We start from the raw sequence: 16,055 nt of genomic DNA on the forward strand, positions 1-16,055 counted from the left end.
CACGCCGCTTGGTTCGCGGCCAAAGACCGCTCCCACGCAATCGGTACGGGCGGCAACGGTAAAATTTCCAGGCGCTTGAGCGTCCATCGAACAAGAGAGACAACCGATGAAAATCACCAAACTCACTACATTCATTGTTCCGCCGCGCTGGTGCTTCCTGAAAGTCGAAACCGACGAAGGCGTGGTCGGCTGGGGCGAACCGGTGGTGGAAGGCCGCGCGCATACCGTGGCTGCCGCGGTCGACGAATTGTCGGACTACCTGATCGGCAAGGACCCACGCAACATTGAAGACATCTGGACAGTGCTGTACCGCGGCGGCTTCTACCGCGGCGGTGCGATCCACATGAGTGCGCTGGCCGGTATCGACCAGGCGCTGTGGGACATCAAGGGCAAGGCCCTGGGTGTTTCGGTCAGCGATCTGCTGGGCGGTCAGGTGCGTGATCGCATCCGCGTGTACTCCTGGATCGGCGGGGATCGGCCGGCCGATACGGCGCGGGCGGCCAGTGAAGCCGTCGCCCGTGGTTTCACGGCGGTGAAGATGAACGGCACTGAAGAGCTGCAGTTCCTCGACACCTTCGACAAGGTCGATCGCGCCCTGGCCAGTGTGGCGGCCGTGCGTGATGCGGTCGGGCCGAACGTAGGCATCGGCGTCGATTTTCATGGCCGGGTGCACAAGCCCATGGCCAAGGTGCTGATGAAGGAACTGGATCAGTTCAAGCTGATGTTCATCGAAGAGCCGGTACTGAGCGAGAACTATGAAGCGCTCAAGGAGCTGGCGCCGCTGACCAGCACGCCCATCGCGCTGGGTGAGCGTCTGTATTCGCGCTGGGATTTCAAGCGGATCCTCAGTGAAGGCTATGTCGACATCATCCAGCCCGATGCGTCGCACGCCGGGGGGATCACCGAGACCCGCAAGATCGCCAACATGGCCGAAGCCTATGACGTGGCGCTGGCGCTGCATTGTCCGCTGGGTCCGATCGCGCTGGCGGCTTGCCTGCAGCTGGATGCGGTTTGCTACAACGCGTTCATTCAAGAGCAGAGCCTTGGCATTCACTACAACGAAAGCAACGATCTGCTCGATTACGTGGCCCATCCCGAGGTGTTCGACTACGACAACGGGTTCGTGAAGATCCCCAATGGGCCGGGGCTGGGCATCGAGATCAACGAGGAGTACGTGCGGGAGCGGGCCGAAATCGGCCATCGCTGGCGCAACCCGATCTGGCGCCACGCCGATGGCAGCTTTGCCGAGTGGTGAGAAGACGCTGATATTGCGGCGCGGCCTTCGCGGGCAGAGCCCGCTCCCACACGGATATCGACACCTTTGTGAGAGCGGGGCAGGCGGTGAGCCATCTGCCTGCGAAAGCGTCCGCCAGGGCGCCGCATCACCCTCTACAACTACAATAAGAGGCACCCCATGCACACGCAAACCGCAACCACCGCTCCGGCGCTGGCGACGCCCAGCCGCAAGCGTTTCTTCATCATGGTGCTGCTGTTCATCACCGTGGTCATCAACTACCTGGACCGCAGCAACCTGTCCATCGCCGCACCGGCGCTGACCAGCGACCTGGGTATCGATCCGGTTCACGTCGGCCTGATCTTCTCGGCTTTCGGCTGGACCTACGCGGCCATGCAGATCCCCGGTGGCTGGCTGGTGGACCGCGTGCCGCCGCGCATTCTCTACAGTGTGGCCCTGGCCCTGTGGTCCATCGCCACGGTCATGCTCGGTTTCGCCGGCAGCTTCATCGCCCTGTTCGTACTGCGCATGGCGGTGGGTGCGCTGGAAGCCCCGGCGTATCCCATCAACAGCCGTGTGGTGACGACCTGGTTCCCTGAGCGCGAACGCGCCACCGCCATCGGTTTCTACACGTCGGGCCAGTTTGTCGGCCTGGCCTTCCTGACCCCTGTGCTGGCCTGGCTGCAACACGAATTCGGTTGGCACATGGTGTTCGTCAGTACCGGTCTGGTGGGTATCGTGTGGGCGGTGATCTGGTACACCGTGTACCGCGAGCCGCGTGATTTCAAAGGCGCCAACGCTGCCGAAATCCAGCTCATCAGCGACGGCGGCGGCCTGGTCGACATGCAGAAATCGGCACGTCAGGCCAAGGCCGGTTTCAGCTGGACCGACCTGGGTATCGTGCTGAGCAAGCGCAAGCTCTGGGGCATCTACCTGGGTCAGTATTGCCTGAACTCGACCCTGTGGTTCTTCCTGACCTGGTTTCCGACCTACCTGGTCAAATACCGCGGGATGGACTTCATCAAGTCGGGCATGCTCGCCTCGCTGCCGTTCCTGGCAGCTTTCGTCGGCGTGCTGTGCTCCGGGTTCTTCTCCGACTGGCTGATCCGTCGCGGCGCGAGCATCGGATTGGCGCGCAAGTTGCCGATCATCGGTGGACTGCTGATCTCGACCTGCATCATCGGCGCCAACTATGTGGATTCCACAGCCTTGGTGATCGCTTGCCTGGCGCTGGCATTTTTCGGTAACGGGTTGGCCTCGATCACCTGGTCCCTGGTCTCGACCTTGGCGCCGGCGCGTTTGCTGGGGCTTACGGGTGGGGTGTTCAACTTCATCGGCAACCTGTCGGCGATCACCACGCCGATCGCCATCGGTTTCCTGGCGACGGGGGACTCGTTCGCGCCGGCGATTACCTACATCGCGGTCACGGCGTTGGTTGGGGCGTTGTCTTATATCCTGCTGGTGGGCAAGGTCGAGCGGATCGAGCTTTGACCGCTTTGCAAGCAGGCGAACATAATGCGCCTGCTTTTTCTCGACGCGAAGGTTGACCATGCAGGACGACATGCCCCCCGCCGTACCGACCGGCACACAGACCTTGCTGCGCGGTCTGGCGGTGATCCAGGCCGTGGCTAGCGGCGCCCGCGATCTCAAGGAGATCGCGCGGCGCATCGGCACCACCCGCAGCACCACCCACAGACTGGCCAGTTGCCTGGTGGACGAGCGCTACCTGCGGGTGTTGCCTCAGGTGGGGTATCTGTTGGGCCCGCGCCTGATCGAGCTGGGTTTCCAGGCGCGGGAGGAGGTGCCGCTGGTGATGCTGGCGACCCCTTGGCTCGATGAGCTGTCGGCCCTGACCGGCGACACCATTCACCTGGCGATTCGCGACGGCGATGAGGTGCTGTACCTGCACAAGACCCCGGGGCGCAATGGCCCGGAGATGCGTTCGCGGGTCGGGCATCGCATGCCGCTGGCACGCACCGGCATCGGCAAGGCGTTGATGCTCGATGCCAGCGAAGCCGAATGGCAGCGCTTGTTCGAGCAGGGAGAGGCGGTGGCGGCGAAGTCGGCGCTATGGCCCGACCATCCGCAATTGACCTGGTCGCAGTTTCAGGCCCGCATGCTAACGTACGTTGCGGGTCGCTATGCGTTCGACCTGGAAGACAACGAACCCTCGATCCGCTGTGTCGCCGCGCCGATCCGCGACGCCAGCGGACAGATCGTGGCTGCAATCAGTGTCGCCAGCACGGTGCCGTATATGCCGCTGGAAAAGATGCAGTCCTTGGTCCCTACCGTCCAAAAAGCCGCCCAGGCCGTCTGCGCCGAGCTGGGCGCCCGGACGTAAAGGCAACGCACTCTTTATGACCCACCGCAACGCCCCACAGGCCACGGACCCGCCGAGTGATTGCGACCTGTAGGAGCGGTCATCGGCCGCGAAAAGACCAACGCAATCTTACTGGCCCACCGCAGCGTTCCCTTCGCGGCCACGGACCGCTCCTACAGGTTACGGACCGCTCATAGGGGCGGGGAGCTGGGTGGTTGATGGTTGTGTAACCAGACCGCATCCCAAAGCGGATAATCCCCGACTCTTTTCACCAAGCCAGCGCGTACCGGGTTGGCCACAATGTACCTGGCACTGGCAAGTAGATCCTCCTCCTTGCGCAGTGCTCGGTCGTGGAAACCGGCCTGCCATAATTGACCGGTCCTTGCGATCCGTTCGTTGACTGCCTTGCTCGACCGCGATTTGACCTGGCGCATCAGGCTTTCCAGCGATGCAGCCTCAAGTTGCATCAGCCAGTGAAGATGATCAGGCATCACCACCCAAGCCAGCGATTGGGCCTGGTTCCAGTGCTGGGCGTTCATCATCTCTTTGACTACACAGCGACCTGATACAAAATCCCGGAATACGGGCGTGCGATGTTTAACTACAGCGGTCAAGAGATAGATGCCTCCGCGCTGCGAAAAGCGGCCCGTGCGTAACCTGCAATTTTTGTAGAGTGGCATGACGGCCTCCATGGCGGGAGGTTTGAATGTAGCGTGCAGTGATGAGTTGGGTAGGGCGTATTGGTGACGGTATATGTCGGTCACGGAGATCAAGGTGGCGGCCAAGCAGTTCAGTGTATACGGCTTGTAGGAGCGGTCCGTGGCCGCGAAGGGAACCCCGCGGTGGGTCAGGAAGAGCGCGTTGGTCTTTTCGCGGCCGATGACCGCTCCTACGGTGTTTTGGATGTGCAGCGGTATGACCTTCGCGGGCAGAGCCGTTCCCACAAAAAGGCCCCTGGCAAGAGGGGCCTCATGAGGGCATGCGGGAAGCAGCGGGCGGTCAGTTCAGGCCGAGTTTGCCGCGCAGGGTGGAGAGGTCTTCGGCGAGGGTGTTGACCGGGCCGATCAGGGCTTTGCGGTCGTTTTCCTTGACCTTGTCGTAGGTTTCGAAGCCGCCGTCCTTGGTCTTGTACTTGGCCAGGATCTTGTCCACGGTGGCGAAGTTCTTGTCGACTTTGGCGGCGAACGCCTTGTCCTGGCTTTCGATCTGCGGGCGGAACAGGTCGACGATCTTCTTCGCGCCGTCGATGTTGCCCTGGAAGTCATACAAGTCGGTGTGGCTGTAGCGATCTTCCTCGCCCGACACCTTGGTCGCCGCCACTTCTTCAAGCAGCGCGGCAGCACCGCCGACCACTTTTTCCGGAGGGAAGGTCAGCTCTGCAATGCGGGTTTGCAGGTCCTTCACATCCTTGAGCAGGCCATCGGCCAGGGCATCCAGACCCTTGGTGGTGTTTTCCGAGTACAGGCTGTATTCCAGGCGATGGAACCCGGTGAAATCTTCTGCCTTCACACCGGCTTCATGATCGTCGACCCGGGAGTCGATCGACGCATCCAGATCGCTGAACAGCTCGGCGATCGGCTCGATGGCTTCGTAGTGAACGCGGGTTGGCGCGTACAGCTTCTTGGCGGTGGCCAGGTCGCCCTTCTTGATCGCGTCGGTGAACTTGGCGGTTTCCTCGGCCAGTTGGTCGACCTTTTCGGTCACGTAGATCTTGTAGTCCGAAACCGGGCCCACCAGGTCCAGGGGCGACTGGGTCGCGGCGAAGGCCGAGAGCGGCGCGTTCAACAGGCCTAGGGTCAGCAGCAGAGCGAGTGGCGTCTTTGTCATGAGGGGTTCCCCGGTGGTCTCAAGTGGTCAAGCGTTGGTCGTGGTGGTTCTGGTCGCGTCGAGCAGGCTGCGGCCGATGAAGTCCTGGGCGCCGGTCACCCCCGGCAGGGTGAAGAAATAGCCGCCGCCGACGGGCTTGAGGTACTCCTCGAGCGGCTCGCCGTTGAGACGGGTCTGCACGGTGATGAAGCCTTTTTCCAGATCTGCCTGGTAGCAGATGAACAGCAGGCCCATGTCCAGCTGGCCGTTCTTGTTCACTCCGTTCGAGTAGTTGAACGGGCGGCGCAGGATCAGGTTCTGCTGCGACGCAACCGTGCGCGGGTTGGCCAGGCGGATGTGTGCGTCCAGCTTGGTGATCTTGCCTTCGGGGTCCTTGGCGTAGTCCGGCACATCGCTTTCGAGCCGGCCATCCATGGGTGCGCCGGTGGTCTTCACCCGGCCAAAGATGTTTTCCTGCTCTTGCAGGGGAGTGCGGTCCCAGCGTTCGACGAAGTTGCGGATGATGCGCACCGCCTGATAGCTACCATGGGCGGCCCACGCAGGTTCGTCGCTGTCGGGCTGCACCCATACCAGCGCATTCATCAGCCGATTGTCGTTGGAATCCGGGTTGGCAGAGCCGTCACGAAAGCCGAGGAAATTACGCGCGCTCTGCTCGGGTTCGCCCGGTTTGGCGGGCGCCTGCGGCGGCACGGTGCCTTCCTGCTTCCAGCGCACGAACAGCAGGTCGGGCAGGTTCTTGACGATGTCGCGCAGGGCGTGAATGTTGCTGTCCGGCGTGTTGGCACAGAACTGCAGGGTCAGGTCGCCGTGGCACTGATCGGCTTCCAATGCGTCGTTGGGGAAGCCGACCATGCGCGACAGGCGCTTGGGCTTGACGTCGGTGAGGCCGAAGCGCTCGTCGAACAGCGACTCGCCCACCGACACGGTGATGGTCAGGTTGTCCGGCACCACCACCGGGCCGAGGATGCCCGAGTCCAGGGGCGGCAGCTTGGGGTCGACCTGTGCGACGGGGCCGCCGGTCATCAGAAAACGGATGCGCTCGTCCAGGGTGCGGAACAGGCGCTCCAGGTCTGCGCGGTCGCTGGCCAGGACATCGAACGCGACCATCATGCCGGCGGCCGGTCGTGGCGTGACGATCCCGGCCTGGTGCTGGCCTTCGTAGTCGTGGCGGTCCTGGGTCTTTTCACTTTTCGGTGCTTCGGTGACCTTGGCGGCGGGGGCCGCCATCGCCGGACAGCTGAGCCCCGCGCCGGCCAGTGCCGCGCCGGCAGCGCCCAGGCCCAGCAGCACGCGCCGACGCTGGGCGTCGACCGGTGAATTCGGGTTGTCGGTGTTGCTCATGATTGTTGACCTCGTATCTTTTCCATTCGCCGCACGTGTGGCGGCGGCGCGAGCCGCATCGGGCTTTACTGCGGCCAGCCAATAACACCGCGGAGGCCGCCAACGCGGCTCGCCATAGCCCCTGTAGCAGCGGCGCGAGCCGCGTCGGGCTTCACTGCAACCACTCCATCACACCGCAGAGGCCGCCAACGCGGCTCGCGCCGCTGCTACAGGGTGGAGAGGCCAAGGGCCGGATCGATGCCGTCGAGGGCATCGGCCAGGGCCTTGGCTTGCGCGGCAATCTGCTGGCGCTGTTCGGCGCTGACCGTTTCGTAGCTCTGGTAACCGTCACCGCTGCGCAGGCTCGCCAACTGCATGGCCAGCTCGTCGGCGGCGGCATCGATGCCCGGCAGCAACTCGGCGGCCGACTTGGCCAACAGCGGACGCAGCAGGTCGATGACCTTGCGCGCGCCTTCCAGGTTGGCGGCGAAGCCATTCAAATCGGTATGGCTGTAGCGCTCTTCCTCACCGTTGGTGCGAATGTCCGCCAGCCCACGCAGGTTGCGCGAGACGATGCTCACCAGTTGTTCGGGCGGCAGCGGTTGCGCCAGCAACTGGCGTTTCAACTCGGTGACGTCGGCTGCCAGTTTTTTCGCCACCGGCGCCAGGCCATCCAAGGTGTTCAGCTTGAACAGGCCGTATTCCAAGCGATGGAAGCCGCCGAAGGCCGGGTCCTGCTCACGCTTCTCGTAGTAGTCCGCGCGGGCGTTGATGGCATTGTCCAGCTCGGCCAGACGCTGAGCAGCGGGCGCGATGCGTTGATAGGCTGCGCGCGCCGGTGCATACAGATGGCGCGCCTGTGCCAGATCACCGGCAACAATGGCCTGGTTCAACGCATCCACGGCGCGAATCAAGCCGCTGCCCTGGGTCGCCAGGTACACCCGGTATTCCGACAGCGGTCCGACGAATGCCACCATCGACGGTCGCGCTTTGGCGGCCGCATCGGACTCGGCCGTCGGCGTCACCTTCAACGTGCCACGAGGGTTGCTCAACAAGCCGCAGGTGATCTGATAGTCACCCGGCTGCAGGTTGGCGTTGATCACCTGGCTCAGGCCGGGCGCGATGTTCTCGCGCTCCTCGACCACCAGCACGCCGTCGAGGATTTCCCATTCCACGGCGCGCTCGGAACGGTTGACGATGCGAAAGCTGGTGCGTCCGGCAGGCACGGTCAGTGCAGCAGGTTCGCAGTTGTGCGGATGAATGTTCACCACGATTTCGTTCTGGGCACTGGCCTGACGTTTGTTCGAAGCGACTTGCGAGGCGTAGTAGAACAGGCCGCCGGCGGCGATCATCACGACCACCGATCCGGCGAGCGCCAGACGCATCAGGCGCGGTGGCGCGCCATTGACTGGATTGGACATGGAGGCCTTACTGATGAGTGGCAGGGGAGGAGGGAACCGGCGTCGGCGCGGCATGGGGCATGAAGAACGCCACCAGTGCCACGACCAGATAGATCAGGTACGCGCCCAATGTGCTGACGGTGGGCGCATCCTGATAGCCGAACATGCCGGCCAGCACCGATCCGGTCGGACCGTCCATGGGCAGCGTGGCGCTGATGTCGAATACCACGGTCTGCAAGCTGTTCCAGACCCCGGCTTCGTGCAGGGCCATCACGGAATTGGCGAGAATCCCGGCCGCTACCACCAGGATGAACAGACCCGTCCAGCGAAAGAACAGCGACAGGTTCAGGCGCATGCTGCCCGAGTAGATGGCGAAGCCGACCGCCACGGCGACCAGCAGGCCGAGCAGGGCGCCAATGGGCGCGCCAGGCCCCTCGCTCTGTTGAAAAACGGCGAGCAGGAAAAACACGGTTTCCAGGCCTTCACGGGCAACCGCAAAGAACACCATGGCAATGAGCGCAGTGACCTGGTGGCGGGAGCCGGTCAGGGCCTGGTCCAGCGCAGCTTGCAACGAATGCTTCACGGAACGGGCGACCTTGCGCATCCAGAACACCATGGAGGTGAGGATGACCACGGCCACCAGGCCGATGAGCGCTTCGAACAATTCCTGTTGTTTCTGCGGAAATTCCGCGCTCATCAATTCCAGACCACCGCCGACCAACAGGGCCACGGCTGCGGCCAGGAAGACGCCAATCCAGACCGCTGGCATCCATTGACCACGGCCGGTCTGTTGCAGGTAGCTGGCGATGATGCCAACGATAAGCGCGGCTTCAATCCCTTCGCGCAGCATGATCAAGAATGGAACCAGCACTTCGCACCGCTCGAGGAGTAATAAGGATGCTAACTTGTAACATAATGATACTCATTATTGAACAGAGCGCTTGATCTTTGCGCCGAGCGGAAGCTGAACAAATCTTCAGGAAGGGGCGGGACTGCGCGCTGCGCCGTTGCCGCCCCAACAGGGACATCGATCCCAAGGCATCAACCCGTGGTGCCGAACACCTCCTGACCCAGGCGAAGCACCAGCAGTGTCAACGAATCGGCATTCGCCAGGATGATCTTCGCACGCACCTCAGAATTGCCGCGAAAGGCCACCCTGGCTTCAGCCAGCGTCGATTTCCCTGACAACTTGAGGATCATTTCGCGCTGCCGCCCATCGTAGTTGCGGAAGTCACGCCGGCCATTGGTACCGCGACGGGTGAACAGGGTCTTGTCCGGCGTACTCAAGGACAGCGCCTCGTGCCGTACGCGGTTCAGGCTATGGGCATACAATTGTGCCTGGCTGTAAGGCCCACCCAGGTTGTCGTATTGCTCGAGCAGCGGTCTGAAGCTGTCCATGTAGGCGATATCCACCGTCTTGAGCACCTGGTGGCTGACTTCATGCAGCAGTGAAGACGCCTGATGATGGACGAACATGTCGTTCTGGCTGCGATGCAGATTGGAGTACATGACGGTTTCCGGCGGAAGCACGTAAAACTGCTCCGTCAGGAAGATGCGCTGCAGTGGATCGGTTTCCCAGACGAACGCGTGAGTGCCAGCGTGCCCTTGCTTGTTCATGCCCATCCAATAGCGGGGCGATGTCTGCGGGTCCAAACCGGGAGCGGTGAACTCGCTGAGCAGGCGCAGGCAACTGCTGCGGATCTGATGGAGTATGGCGGGTGTGACATCGACCTCGAAGATGTCGGTGAGCACGGCGTTGGTTTCGGCAGCGAGCGGCATATGGGGTGCTGCTTGATTCAGGTTGGCCAAGGTGTTGCGCAGGCAATCCACGCTGTGGGCATGGGCGTCCACCAGTTGTCGATGACGACGAGGGTATTGCTGGCGCATCTGTAGGGCGCCCTCGGCCTGGGTCATGAACAGATCCACCAGGTTTTGCTCGGCGACCCAGATGTCATAGTGCTCGGCGATGGAATAACCCCCGCCCATGCGCAGCACTTCTGCATCCACCCGCCACTTTTGCTGTTCATCCAGCTCGATGGTCGGGCCATCGCCTTGCGCGCTGATGATCTTCAAGCCCACGTCGGCGTCCGCCACCTCGAACACGCGCCCCCCTACAACGGCATACCGATGGCTACCGTCGACGCTTTTGTAGAGGTTGAGCAGCGGATCGAAGTGCAGCTGCGAGAGCACCACATCGGTGGCTTGAGCGTTTTTCAGCGCGGTCAGCCCGGATGTCCCCAATGAGCCTTGCTCAGAGGCCGCCACTTCTGCACTGGGCCGACGCTTGGACGAGTCGCGCCATTCCAGGTCATCCAGCGCTTGGCGCGACCCGACGACGGATGCCAGGGCAGCCACCAGGTCGGCTACCGCTTCACCCCATTTCTGTTCCTTGGCGGCCTCTACCGAATCACGTACCAGCACAACGCCCTGATACAGCGCCACCAGGGAGGCCACGGCGCTGGGCAACATCACCGAGCCCTGTTGCAGGCCCAGCTCCAGCAAGTGACAGAATGCGTTCCAGGTGGCCTCGCCGGCGGACAGGGTCTGCTCCTTGGCTGCCAGCTGGATCAGCTTCATGGTGTCTTCGAAAATCAGAAACAGCGCGTTCCCTGTGTAGGCTTCGTCCGACAGGGTGATCGCAGGCGGACGCCCTGGCCGCTGGCCATCGCTGACTTCCGTGGTCCATGGGATATGGGGTTCCTTGAAGCCGCCGTGTTGGTAGCGGGGCTTGGCCTGCTCGGGCAGCCGCGACATGATCAGCGCCTGCAGACCGTTATCGGTCTTCACCTGAGCCAGCAGGCTGGCGCGGTCCGCGAATTCGAGTAGCGTCTGTTCGCCGCCATAGGCGCTGTACAGCACCACCGGCCCGGCGGTTTTGTCGTCAGGTGCTATGAGGAACATCGCACAGGCCCGATCGGCAGCAACGTCGATGTCCGCTACCAGACCGAACGGCGCGATGATGATGTTGTGGTGGTGAAGCGGTTCGCGCGCCAGACCGTCGGGCATTTCCATGACCTGCTCGAGCAGGTTGACGGCCTCATTGCTCAGCTTGCCCTGCATTTGCCGTTCAGCGGCGTAGCGCAGCATCTGCGGCGGCACACCGCGGGCGAACAGGCGGCGACGTTCGGCATAGTCAGACGCCGTAGGTGCGAGCCGTTCGGCGAGCATTGTTCGATAGGCTCCACCGATATCGGCCTGGTCTACCAAGGTACGAATCTGATAGGTGCTCGGCGGGGTGATGGTTTGGCTGGGTGGGTCCAGCGCGATGGTCATCGCGCTGCTCAGCGAGCCACCGAACTGGTCGACGGCCCATTGCGTCAGCGACCGCGTCACACTGGCAGTGTTGCCCAGCGCGATACCGCCACCGGCGTTCACGCCCCCTCCACTGGTGTCGGTCAGCGTGATCTGCACCCGATCAGGGTTATAGGGTCCCTGGGGCCACGCCTTGCGCATCGCCTCTTTCAACCGGTCTCGGGAGAAATCCAGGATATAGGGGATGTTGGCCAGGTAGTTGCCTTGAACGTCAGTGGTCCACACACAACGCCTCAGGATTTCGGTGTAGCGAGTGATCTGTGCTTTCGAGGCCTGCTTCAGCCAGTTGGGCAGCAGTTCCACCAGTTGGTTGTTGGCGATTTCCGTACCCAGCCATTCAAGGGCCGCCGCCAACGTGTCGTCGCTGCGTCCGAAATCGGTATTGCCCTGCATCAGTTGGGTGGAGAAGTGGCAGTCGATGCCAAGCTCCAGATTGCTTTTCAGGTAATACAGGCGTCGATTGAATTCAAGTGCGCACAGTTCGTCGATGAAATCCCCGCGCAGGATGTGGGTCGTCAGGTCGGACGCACCACCCAGCTTGGCATTGTCTTGAATAGGGCCTGAGCGGTCCCTGAAGTAGCGACCGCTTGCCAGATGTCGGGACGTTTGAGGCTGGGTCACGACAGTGGCAACGGTCTCTTTCATCTGCTGGGCAGAACTGAAAGCCCGCAGGCCATCCTGGGTTGACCACATCAGTACCGGGCCTTCGGGTTGCGAACGCCGATGGACGAGGAACAGATTGCTCAGCACGACCTCGCTGCGATCGCTACGCGCGCGCAGGCAAAGGCTTTGTACCTCCACGTCCAATGCGTTGCGCAAGGCCGCCGTTGGTCGATTCAGCACAATGTCCAACCATCCGAGCATGTTCTCGTCGATTCGACCTTCACGCCGCGCCGACCCCAGTGTGATGCGCAGGCAGCGCTCGGTGATGGCTCGTCGCTGCCCCTGCAGGTCGTAGGTGCCGCGGTAGTGCGCGTGGGGCGCTTGGTCATGGCGAGCGGCCAAGCCCGCAAATGCGCGGGGCAGGCGACGGCTTTGTTCGCCGATCAGCCTTTCTATCTGCAGGGTGTCGGGCCATCGAAGCGTATTGCCACGCGCGTCCAGCACGTCGTCGACGCTGGACAGAGGTTGGACGATAGCCCCGCTGCAGCGCTCCAGAAAGTAGTCGACCAGCCTGATCGACGACAATTGCGGGGCGCCCGCGATACGCAGGTGCAGTTCGTCGACCCCCAGGGTCGACTGGATCGCCAGTAGCCCGGGTGCCAGCAACCGTTGCACCCCTTCTACCAGGCTCAGCGAACGTTTGCGTTGTCCATCCAGTTGATGCTGCATTGATTGCAGTTCGCGCAGCCAGGTCTGGCCGTGCACGTCGCCTGGCTCCTTGCCCGTCGCGCTGGCTGGGCGGACGTGCTTGCCTGCCTCGCCCAGCCAGCCCAGGTTCGGCTCGAGCAAATCGAGAAGCGCAGTGGCTTGAGCCAGGGCGGCCAGTGGGTTGGCGTGCAGCTGGGCAGGGGTAGCGAAACAGTCCTGAGCGCGACGGCGCTGCAGGTCGATGAATCCGTTGGCAAGGGCCTCCCAAGGGCTGCCGAGGAAGGGGATCAGCTGCGGTCTCGGCACAATGGTGGCGTTGAATAGCGCACGTTGGCTGGCGATGATTCGTGGACTGGTCGGGGCTTGCGCGATCAAGGTATCGAAGTGCTGATGCAACGCCGCAAAGTCGTTACACAGAGTGAAGCCCTGGTCGCAGCTGTACACGCAATAGCCCAGCGAAGTGTCGCTTCTGTCGCTGATCACCAGTACGCCTGGCCACGGCACTGCGCGGTCGGCTTTGGCCGGGTCAGCGGCAAAGCTCAGGCCTTGCAGCACGATGTTCGCGCCGGGCTTGGCCTGGGCCGCGTCCATCAGCAATGTTCGCTGCGCTGGGCTGTAGCCCAGATGTGCCTGGATCTCGAGCACCGCGTTCAGGTAGCTGTGCTTCAGATGTTGGCTCATCAGCGTGCGGTAGCTGGACGCTGCCGCGGGCGGCGTGGACGCCCAGAAACCGACCAGCGCGTCATCGAAAGCACGGGGGAGTGTCGCGACGGTAGTCGTTATCGTGGTGGTGAAGGTGGCCGCTTCGGCGACGCTCAAAGCCTGGCCATACACACCCGTGAAGACATGCTCCACGGACGGCCCGGCGCGGCCGGTCAGAACATCCAGACCGACCTCGATCAGGTTCTGGGTGGTTTCGACGGCGCCGGGCGTGCCCACTCGGCGCTGCACGCGGTGCAACGCCGGAACGATAGGATCGCTGGCGGGCAGGGCAGTGCGCAGGGCACCGGTCAACTGCTGGTCCAGCACGGTACGTAATGCCGGCAGGCCTCGCAGGCACACCAGCAGAGGCTTCAGACGCCTGACATTGGCCTGAATGATCGCTTCCATCCAGCGTTGAAAGGGCGTCCTGGACACCGACAGCCAACGCGCATACGAACCTTCCAGCTCGAATCCGATACCGGGTTCGAGCAAGGCCGCTTCGAGCTCGTCGCGATCGAAAAAGGGCAATATCCCGGCCATCGGCGAGTAGAAGTACACCGCCGGTTTGGCGATGTCGGCATGGGCAATCATCAGACCGCTGAAAATACCTGGCGCCGCGTTGGTCAACAGGCTGATGCGCATGCCATTGGGCAGACTGGGCTGTTCGGGCAGTTGCCGCAGCCAGTCGTGCTCGATCACGCTCAAGCGTTCCTCTTCCAAGGCTTGCAGCAGGTGGCGGGACATGCGCTGCGCCAGTGAGCGAGCATGGAACCAGGGCAGGGTGTTGGACATCGAGGCAGACTCCTTGTGGGGCAAGCCGGTCATTGCCAGCTCGCGGAGCGCCTACGCTAGGACCTGCGCGATTCTTGAAAGCTGTAGATATGTGTCGCCTGAGGCTTTGGCTGGATACAAAAACGCCCCGGCACGGGCCGAGGCGTCTGGTGACACGGCAAACGATCAGACCGGAAACAGCTCGCTCAGCTTCATGGCCAGCATCATGTCGCCTTCGGCGCGCAGCTTGCCGCCCATGAAAGCCTGCATGCCGTCGGTTTCACCGCTGACGATACCCTTGAGGGTTTCACTGTCCATCACCAGGGTGACGTTGGCGTCCGGGTTTTCACCTTCCTCCAGTTCGCAGGTGCCGTCCTTCACGTGCAGCGCATAGTGCTTGTCTTCGTCGGTGATGTTGAAACCAAACACCAGATCCAGGCCTTGAGCGGCGGCTGGATTGAACTTGGCTTTCATGGCTTGTACGGCGTCGGCTACGGAGGTCATGGTACGGTCCTTTTTTGGAAGTGTGCCTGTTGGAAGCATGCGGCAAGCGCGCAGTCTTGGGGGGCCAAGGCTCGATGTGACAGTGAACGTCCTGCGAGGTTAGGGGGGGCATCGACAGCTGTCAACGAAAAATCATACGTGCGTTTGAAAGGCTTGTTTGATGCCGATCGTTTCACGGCTGGCCCAAGGCTTTGCCCCCCGGTATGCTGGGCCCATTCAATCGTCCCCTGGTTTGGCGGGCGTCATGCATGTAAGGAGTCACCGTGGAGTTTCTCGCCGATTACGCCGGTTTTCTGATCCGAACCGTCACCCTGGTCGTTGCCATCCTGGTGGTGCTGGCCGCGATTGCCTCGCTGCGTGCCAAGGGCCGGCGCAAACCGGCCGGGCAGTTGCAGGTCAGCAAGCTGAATGACTTCTACAAGGGCCTGCGCGAACGGCTCGAAGCCGGACTGTTCGACAAGGACAAGCTCAAGGCTTTGCGCAAGGAGCAGGCCAAGACCGACAAGAAAGCCAAGAAGAAAAAGCCCGACAGCAAGCATCGGGTGTTCGTCCTCGATTTCGATGGTGACATCAAGGCCTCGGCCACCGAAAACCTGCGTCATGAAATCACTGCCGTGCTGACCCTCGCGACGCCCAATGACGAAGTGGTGCTGCGCCTGGAGAGCGGCGGGGGCATGGTCCACAGCTATGGCCTGGCGTCTTCGCAACTGGCGCGCATCCGCCAGGCTGGGGTGCCGCTCACGGTGTGCATCGACAAAGTCGCTGCCAGCGGCGGCTACATGATGGCCTGCATCGGTGAAAAGATCATCAGCGCTCCGTTCGCGATCCTCGGCTCCATCGGCGTGGTTGCGCAACTGCCCAATGTCAACAAGCTGCTGAAGAAGCATGACATCGATTTCGAGGTGCTGACGGCCGGCGAATACAAGCGCACCTTGACCGTGTTCGGCGAGAACACCGAGAAGGGCCGGGAGAAATTCCAGGAAGACCTGGACGTCACCCACAAGCTGTTCAAGAGCTTCGTGGCCCATTACCGGCCGCAGTTGTCCATCGACGACGTCGCCACCGGGGAAGTCTGGCTGGGCGTGGCAGCGCTCGACAAGCAACTGGTGGATGAGCTCAAGACCAGTGACGAGTACCTGGCCGAGCGCGCCAAGCAGGCCGAAGTCTTTCACCTGCATTACGCCAAGAGCAAAAGCCTGCAGGAGCGTGTGGGGCTGGCGGCCAGCAGTTCGCTCGAGCACGTGGCGAGCAAGGCATGGGGCAAGCTCACCCAGCAGCGCTTCTGGTAGCGGTCAGCCTTATGTAGTGCAGAGCCTGATGTAAACCTTGCTCCACTGATTGCCCGGGAGTCTTT

At 62.3% G+C, this 16,055-nt stretch carries 11 protein-coding genes; 4 read left to right on the plus strand and 7 right to left on the minus strand.

Annotated features, from left to right (window positions below; all coding sequences use genetic code 11):
- Positions 1 to 106: 106 nt before the first annotated feature.
- From dgoD to AC788_RS04695, 3 genes are all read left to right on the plus strand, one after another.
- Complete coding sequence (gene dgoD, locus AC788_RS04685; RefSeq protein ID WP_049859437.1) at positions 107 to 1,255, plus strand: galactonate dehydratase; 1,149 nt, start codon at positions 107 to 109, stop codon at positions 1,253 to 1,255.
- A gap of 159 nt (positions 1,256 to 1,414) precedes the next feature.
- Positions 1,415 to 2,725, plus strand: a complete 1,311-nt coding sequence (locus AC788_RS04690) for an MFS transporter (RefSeq protein ID WP_049859438.1) — start codon at positions 1,415 to 1,417, stop codon at positions 2,723 to 2,725.
- A 58-nt stretch (positions 2,726 to 2,783) separates the two neighbouring features.
- Positions 2,784 to 3,575, plus strand: coding sequence for an IclR family transcriptional regulator (locus tag AC788_RS04695; RefSeq protein ID WP_049859439.1), 792 nt, complete (start codon positions 2,784 to 2,786; stop codon positions 3,573 to 3,575).
- Between the two features lie 170 nt (positions 3,576 to 3,745).
- Here the strand turns inward: AC788_RS04695 and AC788_RS04700 are convergent, their stop codons facing one another.
- The 7 genes from AC788_RS04700 to AC788_RS04730 all read right to left on the minus strand — a co-directional run bounded on the left by AC788_RS04700 (position 3,746) and on the right by AC788_RS04730 (position 14,701).
- Positions 3,746 to 4,234 (minus strand): REP-associated tyrosine transposase, encoded by a 489-nt coding sequence (locus AC788_RS04700; protein ID WP_049859816.1) that lies wholly within the window; start codon positions 4,232 to 4,234, stop codon positions 3,746 to 3,748.
- 319 nt (positions 4,235 to 4,553) lie between these two features.
- Positions 4,554 to 5,381, minus strand: coding sequence for an iron uptake system protein EfeO (gene efeO / locus AC788_RS04705; RefSeq protein ID WP_049859440.1), 828 nt, complete (start codon positions 5,379 to 5,381; stop codon positions 4,554 to 4,556).
- 27 nt (positions 5,382 to 5,408) lie between these two features.
- Positions 5,409 to 6,722 (minus strand): iron uptake transporter deferrochelatase/peroxidase subunit, encoded by a 1,314-nt coding sequence (gene efeB / locus AC788_RS04710; RefSeq protein WP_049859441.1) that lies wholly within the window; start codon positions 6,720 to 6,722, stop codon positions 5,409 to 5,411.
- Between the two features lie 206 nt (positions 6,723 to 6,928).
- Positions 6,929 to 8,122, minus strand: coding sequence for an iron uptake system protein EfeO (gene efeO / locus AC788_RS04715; RefSeq protein WP_049859442.1), 1,194 nt, complete (start codon positions 8,120 to 8,122; stop codon positions 6,929 to 6,931).
- Between the two features lie 7 nt (positions 8,123 to 8,129).
- Positions 8,130 to 8,972: an iron uptake transporter permease EfeU gene (efeU, locus tag AC788_RS04720; protein ID WP_049859443.1), complete on the minus strand. Its 843-nt coding sequence runs from the start codon at positions 8,970 to 8,972 to the stop codon at positions 8,130 to 8,132.
- A 170-nt stretch (positions 8,973 to 9,142) separates the two neighbouring features.
- The gene (locus AC788_RS04725) at positions 9,143 to 14,218 is read right to left on the minus strand and encodes a dermonecrotic toxin domain-containing protein (protein ID WP_049859444.1); all 5,076 of its coding nucleotides are present in this window, start codon (positions 14,216 to 14,218) and stop codon (positions 9,143 to 9,145) included.
- A 165-nt stretch (positions 14,219 to 14,383) separates the two neighbouring features.
- Positions 14,384 to 14,701 (minus strand): SCP2 sterol-binding domain-containing protein, encoded by a 318-nt coding sequence (locus AC788_RS04730; protein WP_049859445.1) that lies wholly within the window; start codon positions 14,699 to 14,701, stop codon positions 14,384 to 14,386.
- Positions 14,702 to 14,964: 263 nt separating this feature from the next.
- Between AC788_RS04730 and sohB the strand changes: the two genes are divergently transcribed.
- A complete protein-coding gene (gene sohB, locus AC788_RS04735) occupies positions 14,965 to 15,990 on the plus strand; it encodes a protease SohB (protein WP_049859446.1) in 1,026 nt (341 codons plus the stop codon).
- The last annotated feature ends 65 nt before the right edge of the window (positions 15,991 to 16,055 follow it).

Source organism: Pseudomonas sp. RIT-PI-a (assembly GCF_001187875.1).
Classification (GTDB): domain Bacteria; phylum Pseudomonadota; class Gammaproteobacteria; order Pseudomonadales; family Pseudomonadaceae; genus Aquipseudomonas; species Aquipseudomonas coleopterorum.

What these genes read in the sequence shown, in the direction of transcription:
- dgoD (WP_049859437.1), top strand. Translation starts at nt 107, where the DNA reads ATGAAAATCACCAAACTCACTACATTCATTGTTCCGCCGCGCTGGTGC.
- AC788_RS04690 (WP_049859438.1), top strand. Translation starts at nt 1,415, where the DNA reads ATGCACACGCAAACCGCAACCACCGCTCCGGCGCTGGCGACGCCCAGC.
- AC788_RS04695 (WP_049859439.1), top strand. Translation starts at nt 2,784, where the DNA reads ATGCAGGACGACATGCCCCCCGCCGTACCGACCGGCACACAGACCTTG.
- AC788_RS04700 (WP_049859816.1), bottom strand. Translation starts at nt 4,234, where the DNA reads ATGCCACTCTACAAAAATTGCAGGTTACGCACGGGCCGCTTTTCGCAG.
- efeO (WP_049859440.1), bottom strand. Translation starts at nt 5,381, where the DNA reads ATGACAAAGACGCCACTCGCTCTGCTGCTGACCCTAGGCCTGTTGAAC.
- efeB (WP_049859441.1), bottom strand. Translation starts at nt 6,722, where the DNA reads ATGAGCAACACCGACAACCCGAATTCACCGGTCGACGCCCAGCGTCGG.
- efeO (WP_049859442.1), bottom strand. Translation starts at nt 8,122, where the DNA reads ATGTCCAATCCAGTCAATGGCGCGCCACCGCGCCTGATGCGTCTGGCG.
- AC788_RS04725 (WP_049859444.1), bottom strand. Translation starts at nt 14,218, where the DNA reads ATGTCCAACACCCTGCCCTGGTTCCATGCTCGCTCACTGGCGCAGCGC.
- AC788_RS04730 (WP_049859445.1), bottom strand. Translation starts at nt 14,701, where the DNA reads ATGACCTCCGTAGCCGACGCCGTACAAGCCATGAAAGCCAAGTTCAAT.